The 16,558-nt window shown below is 30.5% G+C and carries 18 protein-coding genes; 13 read left to right on the top strand and 5 right to left on the bottom strand.

The window, feature by feature from the left end; genetic code table 11:
* Positions 1–16 precede the first annotated feature (16 nt).
* Positions 17–1,321, top strand: coding sequence for a dihydroorotase (locus tag ABXT47_RS04850; protein ID WP_415308007.1), 1,305 nt, complete (start codon positions 17–19; stop codon positions 1,319–1,321).
* Here the strand turns inward: ABXT47_RS04850 and ABXT47_RS04845 are convergent.
* Both ABXT47_RS04845 and ABXT47_RS04840 read right to left on the bottom strand, forming a co-directional pair.
* Positions 1,318–1,650, bottom strand: a complete 333-nt coding sequence (locus ABXT47_RS04845) for a DMT family transporter (RefSeq protein ID WP_415308006.1) — start codon at positions 1,648–1,650, stop codon at positions 1,318–1,320. The genes ABXT47_RS04850 and ABXT47_RS04845 overlap by 4 nt on opposite strands.
* Positions 1,650–3,545, bottom strand: a complete 1,896-nt coding sequence (locus ABXT47_RS04840; RefSeq protein ID WP_415308005.1) for a propionyl-CoA synthetase — start codon at positions 3,543–3,545, stop codon at positions 1,650–1,652. Before ABXT47_RS04840 ends, ABXT47_RS04845 begins: the two co-directional genes overlap by 1 nt.
* 215 nt (positions 3,546–3,760) lie before the next feature.
* On the opposite strand from ABXT47_RS04840, the gene ABXT47_RS04835 reads away from it, so the two are divergent.
* The 9 genes from ABXT47_RS04835 to ehuA all read left to right on the top strand — a co-directional run bounded on the left by ABXT47_RS04835 (position 3,761) and on the right by ehuA (position 10,558).
* Entirely contained in the window at positions 3,761–4,531 is a 771-nt protein-coding gene (locus tag ABXT47_RS04835) for a bacteriorhodopsin-like (RefSeq protein ID WP_415308004.1), read from the top strand.
* An 81-nt stretch (positions 4,532–4,612) separates the two neighbouring features.
* Positions 4,613–4,933, top strand: a complete 321-nt coding sequence (locus ABXT47_RS04830; RefSeq protein ID WP_415308003.1) for a 2Fe-2S iron-sulfur cluster-binding protein — start codon at positions 4,613–4,615, stop codon at positions 4,931–4,933.
* On the top strand, positions 4,934–5,950 hold the full coding sequence (locus tag ABXT47_RS04825) for an NAD(P)/FAD-dependent oxidoreductase (RefSeq protein ID WP_415308002.1): 1,017 nt from the start codon (positions 4,934–4,936) through the stop codon (positions 5,948–5,950).
* Positions 5,947–6,573: a glutathione S-transferase family protein gene (locus ABXT47_RS04820; protein ID WP_415308001.1), complete on the top strand. Its 627-nt coding sequence runs from the start codon at positions 5,947–5,949 to the stop codon at positions 6,571–6,573. The genes ABXT47_RS04825 and ABXT47_RS04820 overlap by 4 nt, the downstream gene beginning before the upstream one ends.
* A gap of 12 nt (positions 6,574–6,585) precedes the next feature.
* On the top strand, positions 6,586–7,377 hold the full coding sequence (locus ABXT47_RS04815; RefSeq protein WP_415308000.1) for an MOSC domain-containing protein: 792 nt from the start codon (positions 6,586–6,588) through the stop codon (positions 7,375–7,377).
* A 105-nt stretch (positions 7,378–7,482) separates the two neighbouring features.
* Positions 7,483–8,331 carry a transporter substrate-binding domain-containing protein gene (locus tag ABXT47_RS04810; protein WP_415307999.1) on the top strand — a complete coding sequence of 283 codons (849 nt, stop codon included), beginning with the start codon at positions 7,483–7,485 and terminating at the stop codon, positions 8,329–8,331.
* Between the two features lie 81 nt (positions 8,332–8,412).
* A complete protein-coding gene (gene ehuC, locus ABXT47_RS04805) occupies positions 8,413–9,084 on the top strand; it encodes an ectoine/hydroxyectoine ABC transporter permease subunit EhuC (RefSeq protein WP_415307998.1) in 672 nt (223 codons plus the stop codon).
* A 1-nt stretch (position 9,085) separates the two neighbouring features.
* Complete coding sequence (gene ehuD, locus ABXT47_RS04800; RefSeq protein WP_415307997.1) at positions 9,086–9,763, top strand: ectoine/hydroxyectoine ABC transporter permease subunit EhuD; 678 nt, start codon at positions 9,086–9,088, stop codon at positions 9,761–9,763.
* Complete coding sequence (gene ehuA, locus ABXT47_RS04795; RefSeq protein WP_415307996.1) at positions 9,764–10,558, top strand: ectoine/hydroxyectoine ABC transporter ATP-binding protein EhuA; 795 nt, start codon at positions 9,764–9,766, stop codon at positions 10,556–10,558. It abuts the gene before it with no gap.
* 15 nt (positions 10,559–10,573) lie between these two features.
* On the opposite strand, the gene ABXT47_RS04790 is transcribed toward ehuA, so the two are convergent.
* Positions 10,574–11,116 carry a TraR/DksA family transcriptional regulator gene (locus ABXT47_RS04790; RefSeq protein WP_415307995.1) on the bottom strand — a complete coding sequence of 181 codons (543 nt, stop codon included), beginning with the start codon at positions 11,114–11,116 and terminating at the stop codon, positions 10,574–10,576.
* Positions 11,117–11,194: 78 nt separating this feature from the next.
* Between ABXT47_RS04790 and ABXT47_RS04785 the strand changes: the two genes are divergently transcribed.
* Genes ABXT47_RS04785 through ABXT47_RS04775 form a run of 3 tightly spaced genes read left to right on the top strand, consistent with a single transcriptional unit; the run spans position 11,195 to position 14,759 of the window.
* The gene (locus ABXT47_RS04785; protein ID WP_415307994.1) at positions 11,195–12,517 is read left to right on the top strand and encodes a glycosyltransferase family 39 protein; all 1,323 of its coding nucleotides are present in this window, start codon (positions 11,195–11,197) and stop codon (positions 12,515–12,517) included.
* Positions 12,514–13,386 carry a glycosyltransferase gene (locus ABXT47_RS04780; RefSeq protein ID WP_415307993.1) on the top strand — a complete coding sequence of 291 codons (873 nt, stop codon included), beginning with the start codon at positions 12,514–12,516 and terminating at the stop codon, positions 13,384–13,386. The genes ABXT47_RS04785 and ABXT47_RS04780 overlap by 4 nt, the downstream gene beginning before the upstream one ends.
* Positions 13,383–14,759, top strand: a complete 1,377-nt coding sequence (locus ABXT47_RS04775; protein WP_415307992.1) for a hypothetical protein — start codon at positions 13,383–13,385, stop codon at positions 14,757–14,759. The genes ABXT47_RS04780 and ABXT47_RS04775 overlap by 4 nt, the downstream gene beginning before the upstream one ends.
* Here ABXT47_RS04775 and ABXT47_RS04770 read toward each other — a convergent pair.
* Both ABXT47_RS04770 and ABXT47_RS04765 read right to left on the bottom strand, forming a co-directional pair.
* Positions 14,752–16,032 carry a Y-family DNA polymerase gene (locus tag ABXT47_RS04770; protein WP_415307991.1) on the bottom strand — a complete coding sequence of 427 codons (1,281 nt, stop codon included), beginning with the start codon at positions 16,030–16,032 and terminating at the stop codon, positions 14,752–14,754. The genes ABXT47_RS04775 and ABXT47_RS04770 overlap by 8 nt on opposite strands.
* On the bottom strand, positions 16,010–16,405 hold the full coding sequence (locus tag ABXT47_RS04765) for a LexA family protein (protein WP_415307990.1): 396 nt from the start codon (positions 16,403–16,405) through the stop codon (positions 16,010–16,012). Before ABXT47_RS04765 ends, ABXT47_RS04770 begins: the two co-directional genes overlap by 23 nt.
* Positions 16,406–16,558: the final 153 nt, after the last annotated feature.

Here is a 16,558-nt window from a genome sequence, read left to right as displayed (position 1 = left end):
ATTACTTTTTTCATAAATGTTAGATCTAATAATCAAAAATGGTTCATGCTACATAGATAAAGATCTTAAAGATCAAGATATAGCAATTAAAGATGGTAAAATTATAAAAATTGGTCAAATTGATATTGAAACGAAAGAGATTTTTGATGCTAAAGGGTTAACTGTTTTGCCAGGATGCATTGATACACAAACTCATTTTAGAGAACCTGGGTCAACAGATACTGAAGATTTACACTCAGGAAGTAGGGCAGCAATTGTTGGAGGAATAACGAGCGTTTTTGAGATGCCAAATACCAACCCTCCAACTTCTAATAAAATAGAATTTCAAAAGAAATTAGATCTTGCAAAAAATAGGATGTATTGCAATTATGCTTTTTACTTTGGTGCAACACCAGATAACGCTGACGAGTTGGCAGACTTAAAAAACTTAGAAGGATGTTGTGGAATTAAGCTTTTTGCTGGTTCTTCAACGGGGAATCTATTGGTTCAATTTGAAGAGGATATTGAAAAAGTATTTAAAAGTAGTTCTAAAGTTGTTGCGGTACACTCTGAAGATGAAGCAATTTTAAATATTAATAAAAAATTAATTAAAAAAGGAGATGTTCATTCACACCCAATTTGGAGAAGTGCTGAATGTGCAATCTCATCTACTAGAAGAATAGTTAGAATTGCCGAGCGATATAAGAAAAAAGCTCATATTCTTCATATTACCACAAAAGAAGAGATTGATTTTCTATCACAACACAAAGGCAACATAACATTTGAGATTACCCCACAACACTTAACAATCTATGCTCCAGATTGTTATGATAAACTTGGAACTTATGCTCAAATGAATCCACCTCTAAGAGACAAGTCTCATTATGATAGATTGTGGTATGGAGTAAAAAATAATCTTAATGATACAATTGGATCTGATCATGCTCCACACCTAAAAGAGAATAAAGAAAAAAAATATCCAAACTCACCATCTGGTATGCCTGGTGTTCAAACACTTTTACCAGTTATGTTAAACCATGTTAATGATGGAAAATTAACTTTAGAACAATTAATGAATTCTATATGTGAAAATCCAATTAAGATTTTTGGGATTAAAAATAAAGGTTTTATAAAAGAGGGATTTGATGCTGATTTCACAATTGTAGATATGAACAAGACAATTGAAATTAAAAATGAAAATATTGAGAGTAAGTGTGGCTGGTCACCTTTTGATGGATACGAATTTAAAGGTACACCAGTAGCAACAATTATTAATGGCCAAGTTAAAATGAGAGATGGTAAAATTTTAGGTGACCCTGAAGGCAAACCTCTAAAATTTTAGATAGTTTTTACTGAAAAGCTATTTACAAGCACTACCCCAAAAACAATAAAGAACAATCCTAATACAGTCTGCCAAGATAATGATTGTTTAAAGAAAACATATCCCAATATTGCAACTGTGAATACTCCAAGACCACTCCATGTTGCGTAAACAATTGCGATTGGAATTTTATCAACTACAAAAGTTATAAGATAAAAGGATAACAAATAAAAAACTGCAAGGGTAGCAGTTGGAATAATTTTTGTAAAATTTTGTGAAACAGGCAACAACATCGTTCCACCTACTTCCAAAAAAATTGCAACTACTAAAATTAAATATGTTTTAATCATTACTTAAGAATATTATTTTTAATTAAGTCTTCTTTTATTTCAGCTAAGATAGCTGGATCATCAATTGTTGCTGGTGTTTTATACTCTTCTCTGTCAGCAATTTTTCTAATAGTTCCTCTTAATATTTTACCAGATCTTGTTTTTGGTAATCTCTTAATAACGATTGCAATTTTAAATGCAGCAACAGGTCCAATAGCGTCTCTAACCATTTTTATACATTCTTTTGAAATAGTTTCGTTATCTTTTTTGACACCTGTCTTAAGGACTATGAGCCCTATTGGTAATTGCCCTTTTAATTTATCTGCAATCCCTAATACAGCACACTCCGCTACTGATTGATGTTCGGAAAGAACTTCTTCAATTGCACCAGTTGATAACCTATGACCTGCAACATTTATAATATCATCTGTTCTAGACATAATCCAAATGTATCCATCTTCATCAATATGACCTGCATCATAAGTTTCATAGTAACCATCATAGTTAGTCATATAGTTGTCCTTATATCTTTCATCCGCATTCCATAATGTTGGAAAAGTTCCTGGAGGAAGAGGAAGTTTTACAACTATATCTCCCATTTCATTTGGTTTAGCTATAGTTTGATCTGGCTTCATGATTTGAACATCATATCCAGGCACTGCCTTACAAGCTGAGCCATATTTTGTTTTCATCATTTCAATTCCTGTACAATTAGAACTAATTGCCCAACTCGTTTCAGTTTGCCACCAATGGTCAATTACTGGAACTTTTAATAAATTTTCTGCCCATTTAATTGTATCTGGGTCGGCTCTTTCACCAGCTAAAAATAATGACTCAAATTTACTTAAATCATATTTAGAAAAAAACTTACCATCAGGATCTTCTTTTTTAATAGCTCTAAAGGCAGTTGGAGCTGTAAAAAGGGATTTTACTTTATAGTCTGAAATTATTTTCCAAAAAGCACCAGCATCAGGAGTGCCAACAGGCTTACCTTCAAATAATACTGTAGTACAACCTTTAAATAAAGGTGCGTAAACAATATAAGAGTGCCCAACAATCCATCCAATATCACTTGCTGACCACCAGACATCGTCAGCATTAATATTGTAGATATTTTTCATAGTCCATTTCAGAGCAACTATATGACCACCAATATCTCTAACGATTCCTTTAGGAACGCCTGTAGTTCCTGAGGTATATAAAATATAAGCCAAATCATTTGAATTCATTTCAACACAATCTACTTCTTTTGCATTTGAAAGTGCCTCACCCCAACTGATTTCTTTTGGAGCATTAAGTTCGACCGTATGGTCTATTCTTTGAAATAAGATCATTTTATCTATTTTATGAGAAGCCATCTTAATTGCTGCATCAACCAATGGTTTATATTCAACAGTTTTTCCAGGCTCAAAGCCACATGAAGCTGTAACTATTACTTTTGCTTTACTGTCATCAATTCTGCTAGCAAGTTCATTTGAGGCAAACCCTCCAAACACTACAGAGTGAATTGCTCCAATTCTCCCACATGCTAACATTGCTATAACTGCCTCTGGAATCATAGGCATGTAGATTATAACCCTATCACCTTTGTCAACTCCTTGATTTCTTAGAGCTCCCGCAAATTTTGAAACCTTTTCTCTTAATTTTTTGTAGGTAAACTGCTTTTTGTTTCCAGTTATTGGGCTGTCATAAATTAAAGCTAGTTTGTCACCTCTGCCTTGATCGATATGAATGTCTAAAGCATTGTAGCAAGTGTTGGTAACACCATCTTCAAACCATTTATAAAAGGGTGGGTTAGATTTATTTAAAATCTTAGTAGGTTTTTTAAACCAAAAGATATCATTAGATACTTCTTGCCAAAAATTTTCAGGATTTTTTAGAGAATTTTGGTAAATATCATTAAATTTTTTTGACATATTAATTGATTCTATTTTGTTAGTTTTCTAAGCTTATTAAATTAAAAATTGTATTAAAATTTAAAAAGTAAGTAAAATCAATACAAATTAGACACAATTAAACCTTCTAAAAACTAGATAACTTTGATAGTTAACCATCAACATGATTTAAGCGTTTGTTTAAGTCTAGTTTATATAAACTAAAAGTTAAAAACTAACAAAAGAGGGAGTTTTTTATGAAAAAACTAAAATTGTTTGCCCTTACAGCTGTAGCCCTAATGGGTGCTTCAGGTGTGGCAAATGCAGAGACAGCCATGTTGGCTTCTGACGACTTCGTTGGGATCTCATTCTGGCTTGTATCAATGGTAATGTTAGCGTCGACTGCTTTCTTTTTCTTAGAAGCAGGAAACGTTGCAGCAGCGTGGAGAACATCAATAATCGTATCTGGTCTAGTAACTGGTATTGCTTTTGTACATTACGTGTATATGAGAGATGTATGGGTAATAACTGGCGAGTCGCCAACTGTTTACAGATATATTGACTGGTTAATCACTGTGCCATTACTGATGATAGAATTTTACCTTGTGCTAGCAGCAGTAGGTAAAGCAAATTCTGGAATATTCTGGAGATTGTTAATTGGAACAGTTGTGATGCTTGTAGGTGGATACTTAGGAGAAGCAGGATACATTAACGCTACACTTGGTTTTGTAATCGGTATGGCTGGATGGTTCTACATTCTTTATGAAGTATTTTCAGGTGAAGCAGGTAAAGCTGCAGCAAAAAGTGGAAACAAAGCTCTTGTTACTGCATTTGGTGCAATGAGAATGATCGTTACAGTTGGTTGGGCAATTTACCCATTAGGTTACGTATTTGGTTACCTAACAGGTGGTGTAGATGCTGACTCACTAAATGTGATTTACAACATAGCTGACTTGCTAAACAAAACTGCATTTGGTCTAATCATTTGGGCTGCCGCAGTACAATCAGGTGGTAGAAAAGCTAAGTAATTAGTAAACCTAAATAATTTAAAAAGGGCGAGTACATTTTGTGTACTTGCCCTTTTTTTTTATGTAATTATATATAGTTCAATGCCTAAAATTACCTATATTGAAAATAGTGGAAAATCTTACTCTATAGAAGTTTCTAATGGGTTGAGTGTAATGGAGGGTGCAGTTCAAAACGATATTCCAGGAATAGATGCTGATTGTGGAGGAGGTATGGCTTGTGCTACGTGCCACGTTTATGTCAAAGAAGAATGGTTTGATAAGCTTCCAAAAAAAGAAGATGGAGAAGAAGACATGCTAGACATGGCTTATGAGCCCAATAAATTTAGTAGATTAAGTTGCCAAATATTAGTTTCAGATGAATTGGATGGACTAACAGTTAGCATGCCATCAAAGCAAGGTTAAATGATTAAAACAGATACTTTAATAATAGGTGCAGGGCCAGTTGGATTATTTTGTATTCATCAATTAGGCATAATTGGCCTTAAGTGTGAAGTGGTAGATAATTTGGATAAAATAGGTGGACAGTGCATTGAACTTTATCCAGACAAACCTATTTATGATATTCCTGCCGTTCCAGAATGCACTGGAGAAGAGTTAACTAATAATTTAATTGAACAAATTAAAGTATTTAAAACAAATTTTCATTTAAATGAACGAGTAGAAGAAATTAAAAAAGTTAAAAAAAAATGGTTAATAAAGACTAATAAAGGAACTGAATTTGAAGCATCAAGTATAATTATTGCTGCAGGCGTTGGTTCATTTGAGCCAAGAAAATTTGCAATAAAAAAAATTGAAAAGTACGAAGGAAAACAAATACTTTATTCAATTAAAGATAAAACAATCTTTAAAGATAAAACAGTTACCATTTTTGGTGGAGGAGACTCTGCATTAGATTGGGCGATTGAGCTTTCAAATACATCTAAAGTTATATTAGTTCACAGAAGAGATGAATTTAGAGGGATGCAAGCAAGTATTGATAAAGTTAATCAGTTAAAAGATGAAGGTAAAATAGAAGTTTATACAAAATATCAACTAGGCTCCGTTAGTGGTAATGAAAAAATTGAAAGCATTAATATTAAACATGATGATGAGAGTTTAAAAGAAATTAAAACTGATTATGTTTTGGGTTTTTTTGGATTAATAATGCAACTGGGGCCTATTGCTGAATGGGGATTAAATTTAGATAAAAAGACAGTTCCTGTTAATACTGAAAGTTTTGAAACCAATAAAGAAGGAATTTTTGCAATTGGTGATATTTGTACTTATCCTGGAAAACTTAAATTAATTCTTTCAGGTTTTCATGAGGGAGCACTAGCTGCAAGGGGATGTTTTAAATATGCAAAACCAGACGAAAAATATAGATTTGAATTTACCACTTCATCTAAAACAGTAAAAAATAGACTGGGTGTTAAAGAGTGATAGAATTATTCACTTCGGATACTCCAAATGGAAAAAAAATAACTATACTATTAGAAGAAATCGGTTGTGATTTTAAAATTACAGCAATGGACTTATCCAAAGAAGATCAATTTAAACCTGATTTTAAAAAAATAAGCCCCTTTAGTAAAATCCCAGTAATACTAGATCATGAAAATAAGAAATCTGTATTTGAGTCTGGAGCGATCCTTATGTATTTAGCAGAAAAATATAATAAATTTTATGAAGCTAAAGATCGTAATGTTATCAACCAGTGGCTAATGGCACAGATGGGAACTATCGGACCAATGATTGGACAGCATCATCAATTTCATCATTATAATCCTGGCAAAAGTCAATTTGGAGAAGAGAGGTTTTTTAAAATTGCTAAAAGATTATATAGTGAGTTAGATGAAAGATTGTCTTCATCAAAATACTTAGCAGGCAATGACTATACAATTGCAGATATTGCAACCTGGCCTTGGCTTGCAAGACATGAATGGCATGATATTGGGCTTAACAATTATAAAGATTTAACAAGATGGTATTTAGATATCGCAAGTAGAGAAGCTGTTATAAAGGGTTACGATCTTTTAAAAAATGGCTCAAAGATACCAAAACCATAAGAAAAATATTATATGAGCGCAACTATTTCTTCAATAAATTACTGTCCAGTTAAATCAGTATCATTTCAAACTATTAATAAGTGTGAAATTAAAAAAGATATTGGAATTATAGGAGATCGAATTTTTGCATTTGCTAAGAATCTTGACTCACATAAAGTACAACTATTTGAAAAAATTCCAGAAGAGAGAAAAGGCAAATGGAATAAAGTTTTAACTCTTAAAAATTCTCCAGTATTAAATAAGTACAATTTTTTTTATAAGAAAAATAGATTAACATTAACCTTTAAAGATAAAGAAATTTTAACAATCGATATAAATGAATTAAGTGAACGTCAATTACTTTCAAATAAGATTATAGAATTAGAAAATTCTTTAAAGGAACCTATAGTTTTAATGAAAAATGAAGAATTTCCTTTTTTTGACACATCAATTTCAAATAAAGTTGATTTTATTAATTCAGTTTCACTTATAAACATACAAAGTGTTAGTGATTTCCAGAAAAAAACAAATGAAAAAGTTGAAATATCTAGATTTAGAGGAAATATATGTATTGATGGAATTAAGCCTTGGGCAGAGAGAGAATGGATAGGAAAAACTATAAAGATTAATGATATTTCTTTTAAGGTTGAGAAAAATATTCCAAGATGTGTTGCAATTAATTTAAAACCAACAACAGATGACAATTCTTTAAATTTACTTCAATCATTAAAAAAAAATTATAATCATTTTGAAATGGGAATTTATTTGACTGCACTTGATGATGGTGAAATTAATTTAGGTGATAAGATTAAGATAATCATTTAATAAAAATATTTTATCAAGCAACTTAAAGTTGTATTTACTTTTTGGTGTACAAACAACTTCAATTTTGTTTTAATTATAAAAATAAACTTAAATAGAGGAAAAAAAATGAATAGATTTTTAAAATCGATTGGAGTTTTTCTTGTAATTCTTTTTAGTATTACGGCAGTTAGTGCTGAAACATTGACTGAAAAACTAAAAAATGGTGGCAAGTTAAGACTTGGTTTTGGTACTGCTGTACCGTGGGCCTATGCTGGAGATAGTGGTGAACCGTTGGGATTTGTTAATATGATTGCATTGACAGTTCTTGAAGAAATGGGAATTACTAAAGATCAAATGGAGTTTAAAACTTTTGAATGGTCAGGATTAATTCCAGGAATAAATGCTGGCCGTTCGGATATTATTACTGGCGGTATGTATATTACACCAAAGAGATGTAAAAGTATGAACTTTTCTGATCCTATAGGTGTTTTTGGTGATGCCATGATGGTTCCAAAAGGAAACCCTAAAGGAATTTATAATTATGCAGATGTAATTAGCAAAGGTGCTAAACTTGTAACTGGTGCTGGTTTTAACACTGTAGCAGCTGCTAAAAAGTATGGCGTTCCTGATAGTCAAATGATGTTTGTTGAAGGTGAAGTTGGAATTCTTGCTGCAATGAAAGCTGGTAGAGCGGATGCTGCAGTACAAACATTATTTGGTGCAAAAGAACATGTAGCAAAAAGTAATGGAATGTTTGAAATAGCTGATCCTAAAAAAATGCCTGAAGAAACTTTAAATGTAGTAGGTATGGGCTTTAGAAAAACTGATGTTGAGTTTAGAGACAATTTCAACAAAGCATTAGCTAAAGTTATGGCTAATCCAGCAAAAATGTTGAAAAGAGCTGGTGAGTATGGATATGGTGAGGCACAATTTCAGCCTGCTCATATGACAACAGCTTGGGCTTGCAACAGATAATATAAGAAATAAACCAATTTAATCAGGCGATGAATAAAAGTTGCCTGATTTTTTTTTAAATTTAATTAAAGGTTTTTGAACGTGAGTTATTTTTCATTCTTATCCGAACATGGACCTACGCTACTTCTAGGAACGATAACTACACTTAAGGTTTTAATTTGTGCCACTATTCTCTATGTAATAATTTCAATTATTTTTGGATTAATGAGGGTATCTAATAATTCAGTTATTCAAGGTGTTGCAACTGTTTATATTGAGTTTTTTAGAGGAACATCCTTGATGGTTCAATTATTCTGGTTTTATTATGTATTACCTTTTTTTGGTGTTTCATTAGAAGCGTTTACGTCTGGTGTGGTTGCAATAGGTTTAAACTTTGGTGCATATGGAGCTGAAATAGTTAGAGGTGGAATATTAGCAGTACCTAAGAGTCAATGGGAAGGTGCTCATGCATTAAACTTTAGTTCAGCAAAAAGAATGAGAAGAATTATAATACCCCAAATTTTTCCAATAATACTACCACCAGCAGCAAATTTAACTGTTGAACTTTTAAAAGCAACAGCATTAGTGGCATTAGTTACAGTTGTTGACTTAACTTTTGAAGCAAAACAAATTAATTCAATTACATGGTTGTCAGCTCAATGTTTTGGTACAGCTCTTTTAATTTATTATATAATCTCTAGATTTTTTCTTGTGCCTTTCTTGCGTTGGCTAGAAGTTCTTGCAGCAAGAAAAGTTGGAAAGGAAAAGATATAATATGAATGCAGAATGGAGATGGGATTTTGCATATGAAATCCTGCCAAAAATGTTATGGGCAACCTTAAATACTATAATGGCTGCTGGCATAGGATATGCAATTGCAGTAGTTGTGGGGTTAATATTTTTAATAGGGCAACGAACACCTTACAAAGTTATAAATATACTAGTCAGAGAGATAGTTGAATTTATTCGTTCAACACCTCTTCTTATTCAGTTATTTTTTCTTTATTTTGTTGGCCCTCAATTTGGCATAATCTTATCAGCTTGGGTAACAGCAATGATTACAATTGGACTTCATTTTGGAACTTATCTTTCAGAAGTTTATAGAGGTGCACTAGAGGGTGTTCCAAAATCTCAATGGGAAGCATGTAGAGCTCTAAATTTTACAACATTATATACGTATAGAAGAATAGTTTTACCCCAAGCTTTTCCTATAGCAATTCCAGGAATGGGAAATTATTTAGTTGGAATTTTTAAAGACACGCCACTACTTTCAACAATCGGTGTTGCAGAGTTATTTCATGCAGCAACATCAGTAGGTGGAGAACACTACCGTTATCTGGAACCATATACGATGGTTGGAATTATTTTCTTAATTTTATCAATACCTGCTGCTATGGGTATAAGAAAATTAGAGAGATCAGTAAATAAAGCACAAGGAAAGGTAAAAAATTAAATGGATAATAAAAAAGACTCTAATGATATCTTGGTAAAATTCTCTGATGTTACTAAGCAATATGGAGACCTTGTTGTTTTAGATAAGCTTAATTTAGAAATAAAAAAAAATGAAATGGTTTCGATTATTGGTCCATCAGGCTCAGGTAAAACAACAGTTTTAAGAGTTTTAATGACTTTAGAAAAAATTAATCAAGGTATAATTCATTTAGATGGTGAGCCTTTAACCCACATGATGGAAAAAGAAAAACTTGTTTTTGCTAATGAAAAATACTTAAGAGAAAGACGATCAAAAATAGGAATGGTCTTTCAACAATTTAATCTTTTTCCTCATATGACTGCTCTACAAAATTGTATTGAGGCACCAGTTGAAGTGCTAGGAATGAAAAAAGAAGAAGCTGAAGAAAGAGCACTAGATTTATTAGATTTGGTTGGATTATCAGATAAAAAAGATGAACATCCTTCAAGATTATCAGGTGGGCAGCAACAAAGGGTTGCTATAGCCAGAGCTTTAGCTATGAGGCCAAAAGTTATGCTCTTAGATGAAATTACATCAGCACTGGATCCCGAAGTTGTTGGAGAGGTTTTAAATGTTATTAGATCTTTAAATAAAGAACATGATCTTACAATGATTATGGTCACTCACCAGATGGGTTTTGCTAGAGAAATATCAGATCGCGTGTGTTTTTTTAATGAAGGAAAGATATTTGAACAAGGTCCACCAGAACAATTATTTGATGATCCAAAGAACGAAAGAACAAAACAGTTTTTACATGCTGTTCTTGATGCTAACTAAGAGAATACTTTAAGTTTAATCATCAGCATATACTTTTTCTTCTTTTTCATGCTTTTCTTGTGCTGCAATACAAAGTTCAGCAACTGGTCTTGCCATCAATCTTTTTAATCCAATTGGTTCTGCTGTTTCTTCACAAAATCCATACACTCCATTCTTTAACCTTAATAAGGCTTGATCAATTTTAGAAATTAATTTTATTTGTCTATTGATAGCTTTCATCTCCACTGCTTTATCTGTGTAAGAACTTGCTTGGTCAACAATGTCAGCCGAAACACTGTTATCATCCATTGATCCATGGTAAAGAGCTTCATTATTTGCTTTTACTAATTCTTTTTTCCATTCTGTAAGCTTTATTTTAAAAAAGGATAGATGCTTGTCACACATATATTTTTCAGTATCTTTGGGAATATAATTTTTTGAAATTTTAATCACGGGGTTAATTTTTTTTTTAGCAATAGTTGCTTTTTGTATGGCTTTTGAAGGCTTTTTAATTGCTGTAATAGCTTTTTTTATTTTTACTTTTGATTTTTTAGTAGATGGTTTTGAGATTTTAGGCATATGTATAAATTTTAGTGGCGGAGTATATTCAGCAATTAATACGTGTCAAGCAAGCTTAATTCATATAAAATCTATCAAATGTCACTTAATAAAAAAAGTATACAAAAATTATTTTATATTTTTATTATAACTCATTTAATTTTATGGACTTTAGTTCCAACATTAACAAATAACAATTTACCGCTAGATACAATTGAAGCTTTAGCTTGGGGAAATAATTTCGATTGGGGCTTTAATAAACATCCACCAGCAAGTGCTTTTTTTTCAGAAATTTTTTATCAAATATTTGGCTCACATGATGGGGCTTATTATTTACTGAGTCAAATATTTGTAGTAATAGCTTTTATTGTTGTTTTTAAATTTGCAGGTGAACTATTTAAAAATAAAAGTTTAAGTTTAATATCAGTTCTTTTACTTGAAGGTATTTATTTTTATAATTTTACAACTCCAGAATTTAATGTAAATGTTTGCCAATTACCTTTCTGGGCATTATGTGTTTATTATTCATGGAAATTATTTGACAAACAACAAATAACTTTTAAAGATTGTTTTTGGCTTGGAGTGTTTGCAGCTATAGGTTTTTTATCAAAATATCTTTTTATTTATCTTTTAATAACGATTGATCTATTATTTTTCTATATAATTTTTATAAAAAAATATAAAAAGTTTGATTTTAAGTATCTAGTGTCTTTAGAAGTTTTTATTGTTTTATTAGTTCCACATCTAATTTGGTTAACAAATAATGATTATATAACCATTACTTATGGTTTAGCTAGAGCTGGGTTAGAAGGCTCTAGTTTATTAGATCACATAACTTATCCATTAATATTTTTAGTTAAGCAAATAGGAATATTAATTCCATTTTTTATAATGTCATTTTTTTTAATAAAAAAATTAAAATTCAAAATAACCTTAAAAGATAAAAAATTATTATTTTTGATATTTATTAATTTAGTACCAATAGGCCTAATGTTCTTAACTTCATTGTTAACTGGTTCAAAAATAAAAACAATGTGGATGACACCATTTTATTTATTCTTTGGTGTATTAATTGTTTATATTTTTCAAGCACAAATAAATCTAAAAAAACTAAATGGATTCTTATTGTCATTTTTAGTTTTGTTTACTTTTTCACTTTTTTCTTATGCATATATCTCAATTTCAAAAACAGATAAAAGAACAGACTATCCAGGAAAAGAAATAGCTATAAAAACCCAATATGCCTGGAGTCAAGATCACAAAGAATCTATCAATGTTGTTCTTGGAGATGAGTGGAATGCGGGTAATCTATCGTACCATTTAAAATCTAGACCTGTTTGGGAGGGGCTTATTACTAAAGATAAACTAAATTCACTATCTAAATTTATGTGTATAGATAATATTTGTATTGGATATAGATGAATAAAATAAAAATTTTAATTCCAGTTTATAATGATTGGCAGTCAGTCTTTAAACTTTTAGAAAATATTAATTCAGAAATTTTAACATTAGAAGGTGAATTTTCAGTAATAATAGTTAACGATGCATCCAGTGAAAATAAACCAGAATTTTCAGTTAATTTAACTAATTTAAAATCGATTCAAATCATCAACATGAAAAGAAATAAGGGACATGCAAGGTGTAATGCAGCTGGATTAAAATATATAAATGATAAAGAAGAGTTTGATTATGTAATTCCAATGGATGGTGATGGAGAAGATAGACCGGAAGAGCTTAGTTTATTGATTGAAAAAATTAAAGAACATCCAGATATTGTTGTTACAGCCAATAGAGTAAAAAGATCTGAAGGATTTATTTTTAAGTTTTGTTATTTAATCCACAAGTATTTGACTTATGTTTTTACAGGTCACTCAATCAAATATGGTAATTATTCATGCATGCCAAAGTCAGCAGTTAATACAATGGTTAATGAGGCTGCAACGTGGAGTAGTTTTTCAGGATCTATTGCAAAGTTATTTAAAGATAGAAAATTCATTCCCTCTATTAGGGCAAAAAGATATTTTGGACTATCTAAAATGAATTTTATTAATTTATTAAAACATTCTCTTTCAATTATTGCTGTTTTTAAGATAACTTTATTAATTAGATCTATATTATTTTTAATTGCTTACTTATTTTTAGTGACTGGAAAAATTTCAATTATCACGTTGATACCTGTTCTTGGAGTTATTATTATGATGATTTCAGTTATAATATTATCTAGTAGAGAAAATATGTCAGAATATAATAATTCATTAAATAATATTGACAGTATAGATAAAATTAAATGAACAAAATAATTATAATTCTTACTTTAAGCTTATTAACTTCAAGCAATCTTTTAGCTGAAAATTTTAATAAATTTAATCAATGGCTTTTGAAAAATGGCTACTCTCAATATTTAAAAGAAGGGGGTGCTAAGTTTGATATTTGCGCATCATATAAAAAAAATAGTGATGCTTGGTTAAATAAAGAATGTGGGAATTATCCCAAAGGAAAAATGACAATGATGAACAATCTAAATATCAAGATAGGTAATAAGGCATTATCAGCAACTAATATTGCTTATCATTCAAACCCAAATAGAGATACCCTGATTTATTATTTATGGAAATACTCTTATAGAGATAGAGGCACACATTTAAAAGAGTTTAAACCTTCAAATAATTCATACGATTTTAAATTCAATTTAATTGAAGATAAATTTTTAAAAAAACAAATGAAAACTAAAGGTATCCTTAGTTATTTATATTATCAAGATGGTGAAGTATTAATTGACGAATTTTCTCCCAAAGAAAGACTGGGAGAGTTTTTAAATAATGAGACAAAATTTTATTCAATGTCAATGGGTAAGTCAGTAACTTCTTATATACTAGGTCATGCCATATGTGAGGGCTACATTGATGGAGTTGATGCAAGAGTAAATGACTGGCCTGTAATAAAAGACTCACTCTATCATAATCAAAAATTGATAAATTTTTTAAATATGAATACTGGTGATCAAAAGTATATCGATGAATTTGAAGATGGTACAAGTAAATTAGGTGCATATGAAGATAGAGATATTGAAACAACTATGCGCTCACACTTTAGAAACAAAAATACGAAAAAATCCAAGGATAGATACAATTACAATGGATTTGTTACTCAATTAATTTTAAATTACATAAAATTTAAAACCAGTGAAGATTATGACAAATTTTATAGCAAAGTTTTCAACGATAAAATAAAGATCAAAAATAGCATTCGTTATGGTTTTACTAGTTTTCAAGAAGAAAATGGAAATGGACATCCCAACATAATGGCAGCAAGATTTGACTATCTTAGAATAGCAAAAGCTATAATGGATGATTATCAGAATGATACTTGTGTTGGAAAATATTTAAAAGAAATTCACAAAAGAAGAATTCCAAAAGGGGGGGTAAATGAACCAGCATTTAATAGTACAAAATCATATGGAGGTCAATTTCATATGGATTTTCCAGGATTAAAAGACAAAATTATATTTGGCATGGGTGGCTATGGTGGGAATGCTATTTTAATTGATGTAGAAAATTCAAGAATACTGGTTATTAATTCACTTCATTATAATAATACCAATTATAAATATAATCACAAAAAACTAATATTAGATCCAATTGAAAAAGGTAAACAAATTAATTAACTTTAATCGTTGGTAGAGAATAAAAATCAGCTGTATCTATCTTTGAAGAGTGATCTCTTCTCATATTCCACTTCTTGTTAACCCCAGCACTGGCTAAACTCAGTGTTGATCTACCATATCTATAATTTGTACTATCAATAGACCTCATCAAACCTTTAATTTTTTCATCTTTTTCTGAAGAGAATAAATTTTTACTACCCTCTGAACCAGTTAAGCCGGTCAATGTTATTCCAGCTTTTTGATACCTGTACCCATTTATAAAGATTTCATTTAATGCAGCTAAAGCAGTTTTAACTATTTCAATACTATTATTAGTAGCTATTGGAAAATCTATAGTTTTAGCATTTGAATAATAAACTCCTCTATTTTGAAAAGGACTTGTTCTTACAGAAACAGTTATTGATTTTGCAATCAACGACTCTGATCTAATTTTTTCTGAAGCGTTTAAACAGTAACTTGTAACTGCTTCTTGTAGTTCTTGAAATTTTTCAACTCTAGTACCAAATGATCTTGATACTACACAGCTTTTTCTTTTTGAAGTTTTAGTTTCTAATGGAATGCAGGGAATGCCCCTAAGTTCTAATGCAGTCCTAGAGCTTAAAACATTGGAGCTTTTTTTAATCCAAGTGTTTGACATATTCTTTAACTGTTTAGCATTGTAAATTCCATTTTGCTGATAAAATTTTGTCATCTGCTTACCAACTCCCCACACATCATTAATATCTATTTTTTCTAACAGTGGATCAATATTTTCAATACCTATCAAGTTAGTTACACCGGATTGTTTTTTCTTTGCTATATGATTTGCAATCTTGCTTAAAGTTTTTGTTTTAGCAATACCAATGCTTGTAGGTATTCCTGTCCATCGTAAAACAATACTTCTAATTTCTTTTCCAACATCTTCAATTTCATCATCAGGATAATTGGTTAGATCTAAGAAAGCTTCATCGATAGAATATATTTCTAAGACTGGATTAAATCTTTTTAAAGTTCTCATTACTCTTCTGGATAAATCTCCATACAAAGAATAGTTTGAAGAAAATACATAAACTTTATTTTTAAGTATTATATCTTTAGCTTTAAAATAAGGCTCTCCCATTTTAATACCAAGAGCCTTTGCTTCAGTTGATCTTGATATGATGCAGCCATCATTATTAGATAAAACAACTACAGGTTTGTTTCTAATTTTAGGATTAAATAATCTTTCACAAGAAACATAAAATGAATTACAATCAACAAGTGCTATCTTTTTAGTACGTTGAATGGATGACATAAGTCACAACTCCCCAGATAAATACCTCAGACTCATCCCCAATAATTATTTTATCTTCAATATTTTTCGAACCTGATGTTAAAAATTGTCCATCTTTAGATCTAACAAAACTTTTAACAACCAATTCATCATAAATATTTGCAACTACAGTTGAAAAATTTTTAGGTTTTAAACTTCTATCAATAACCAACAAGTCACCATCATAAATACCAACATCAGTCATTGATTTTCCCTGAACTCTAATGATGAATGTTGCTGGAACGTTTTTAATTAGATGAACATTAAGATCCACATCTTCTTCGATGTAATCTGTTGCAGGAGAGGGAAAGCCAGCACCTGCTTTATGTAGATAAAACGGAATAGTTAGTTTCATGTTCTTATTTTGTTCTTATTCATAGACTAGTTATATAATACACACAAGAGATTGTATTTTGAGTCTGTAAATGAATCAAAGGTGAATCAAAACGTGAACATCCAAACTACATTTTGTACTCTTGTGGATAACTTCAACCAGAGGTAGTTTAGG

Origin of the sequence: Candidatus Pelagibacter sp. Uisw_099_02, from assembly GCF_047727625.1 — a bacterium.
Lineage (GTDB): Bacteria > Pseudomonadota > Alphaproteobacteria > Pelagibacterales > Pelagibacteraceae > Pelagibacter.
This window is presented reverse-complemented; position numbering and strand designations above follow the sequence as displayed.

Bases quoted from the DNA above. Each gene is read 5' to 3' on its own strand.
- ABXT47_RS04850 (WP_415308007.1), top strand. From the start codon at position 17: ATGTTAGATCTAATAATCAAAAATGGTTCATGCTACATAGATAAAGAT.
- ABXT47_RS04845 (WP_415308006.1), bottom strand. From the start codon at position 1,650: ATGATTAAAACATATTTAATTTTAGTAGTTGCAATTTTTTTGGAAGTA.
- ABXT47_RS04840 (WP_415308005.1), bottom strand. From the start codon at position 3,545: ATGTCAAAAAAATTTAATGATATTTACCAAAATTCTCTAAAAAATCCT.
- ABXT47_RS04835 (WP_415308004.1), top strand. From the start codon at position 3,761: ATGAAAAAACTAAAATTGTTTGCCCTTACAGCTGTAGCCCTAATGGGT.
- ABXT47_RS04830 (WP_415308003.1), top strand. From the start codon at position 4,613: ATGCCTAAAATTACCTATATTGAAAATAGTGGAAAATCTTACTCTATA.
- ABXT47_RS04825 (WP_415308002.1), top strand. From the start codon at position 4,934: ATGATTAAAACAGATACTTTAATAATAGGTGCAGGGCCAGTTGGATTA.
- ABXT47_RS04815 (WP_415308000.1), top strand. From the start codon at position 6,586: ATGAGCGCAACTATTTCTTCAATAAATTACTGTCCAGTTAAATCAGTA.
- ABXT47_RS04810 (WP_415307999.1), top strand. From the start codon at position 7,483: ATGAATAGATTTTTAAAATCGATTGGAGTTTTTCTTGTAATTCTTTTT.
- ehuD (WP_415307997.1), top strand. From the start codon at position 9,086: ATGAATGCAGAATGGAGATGGGATTTTGCATATGAAATCCTGCCAAAA.
- ehuA (WP_415307996.1), top strand. From the start codon at position 9,764: ATGGATAATAAAAAAGACTCTAATGATATCTTGGTAAAATTCTCTGAT.
- ABXT47_RS04790 (WP_415307995.1), bottom strand. From the start codon at position 11,116: ATGCCTAAAATCTCAAAACCATCTACTAAAAAATCAAAAGTAAAAATA.
- ABXT47_RS04785 (WP_415307994.1), top strand. From the start codon at position 11,195: ATGTCACTTAATAAAAAAAGTATACAAAAATTATTTTATATTTTTATT.
- ABXT47_RS04780 (WP_415307993.1), top strand. From the start codon at position 12,514: ATGAATAAAATAAAAATTTTAATTCCAGTTTATAATGATTGGCAGTCA.
- ABXT47_RS04775 (WP_415307992.1), top strand. From the start codon at position 13,383: ATGAACAAAATAATTATAATTCTTACTTTAAGCTTATTAACTTCAAGC.
- ABXT47_RS04770 (WP_415307991.1), bottom strand. From the start codon at position 16,032: ATGTCATCCATTCAACGTACTAAAAAGATAGCACTTGTTGATTGTAAT.
- ABXT47_RS04765 (WP_415307990.1), bottom strand. From the start codon at position 16,405: ATGAAACTAACTATTCCGTTTTATCTACATAAAGCAGGTGCTGGCTTT.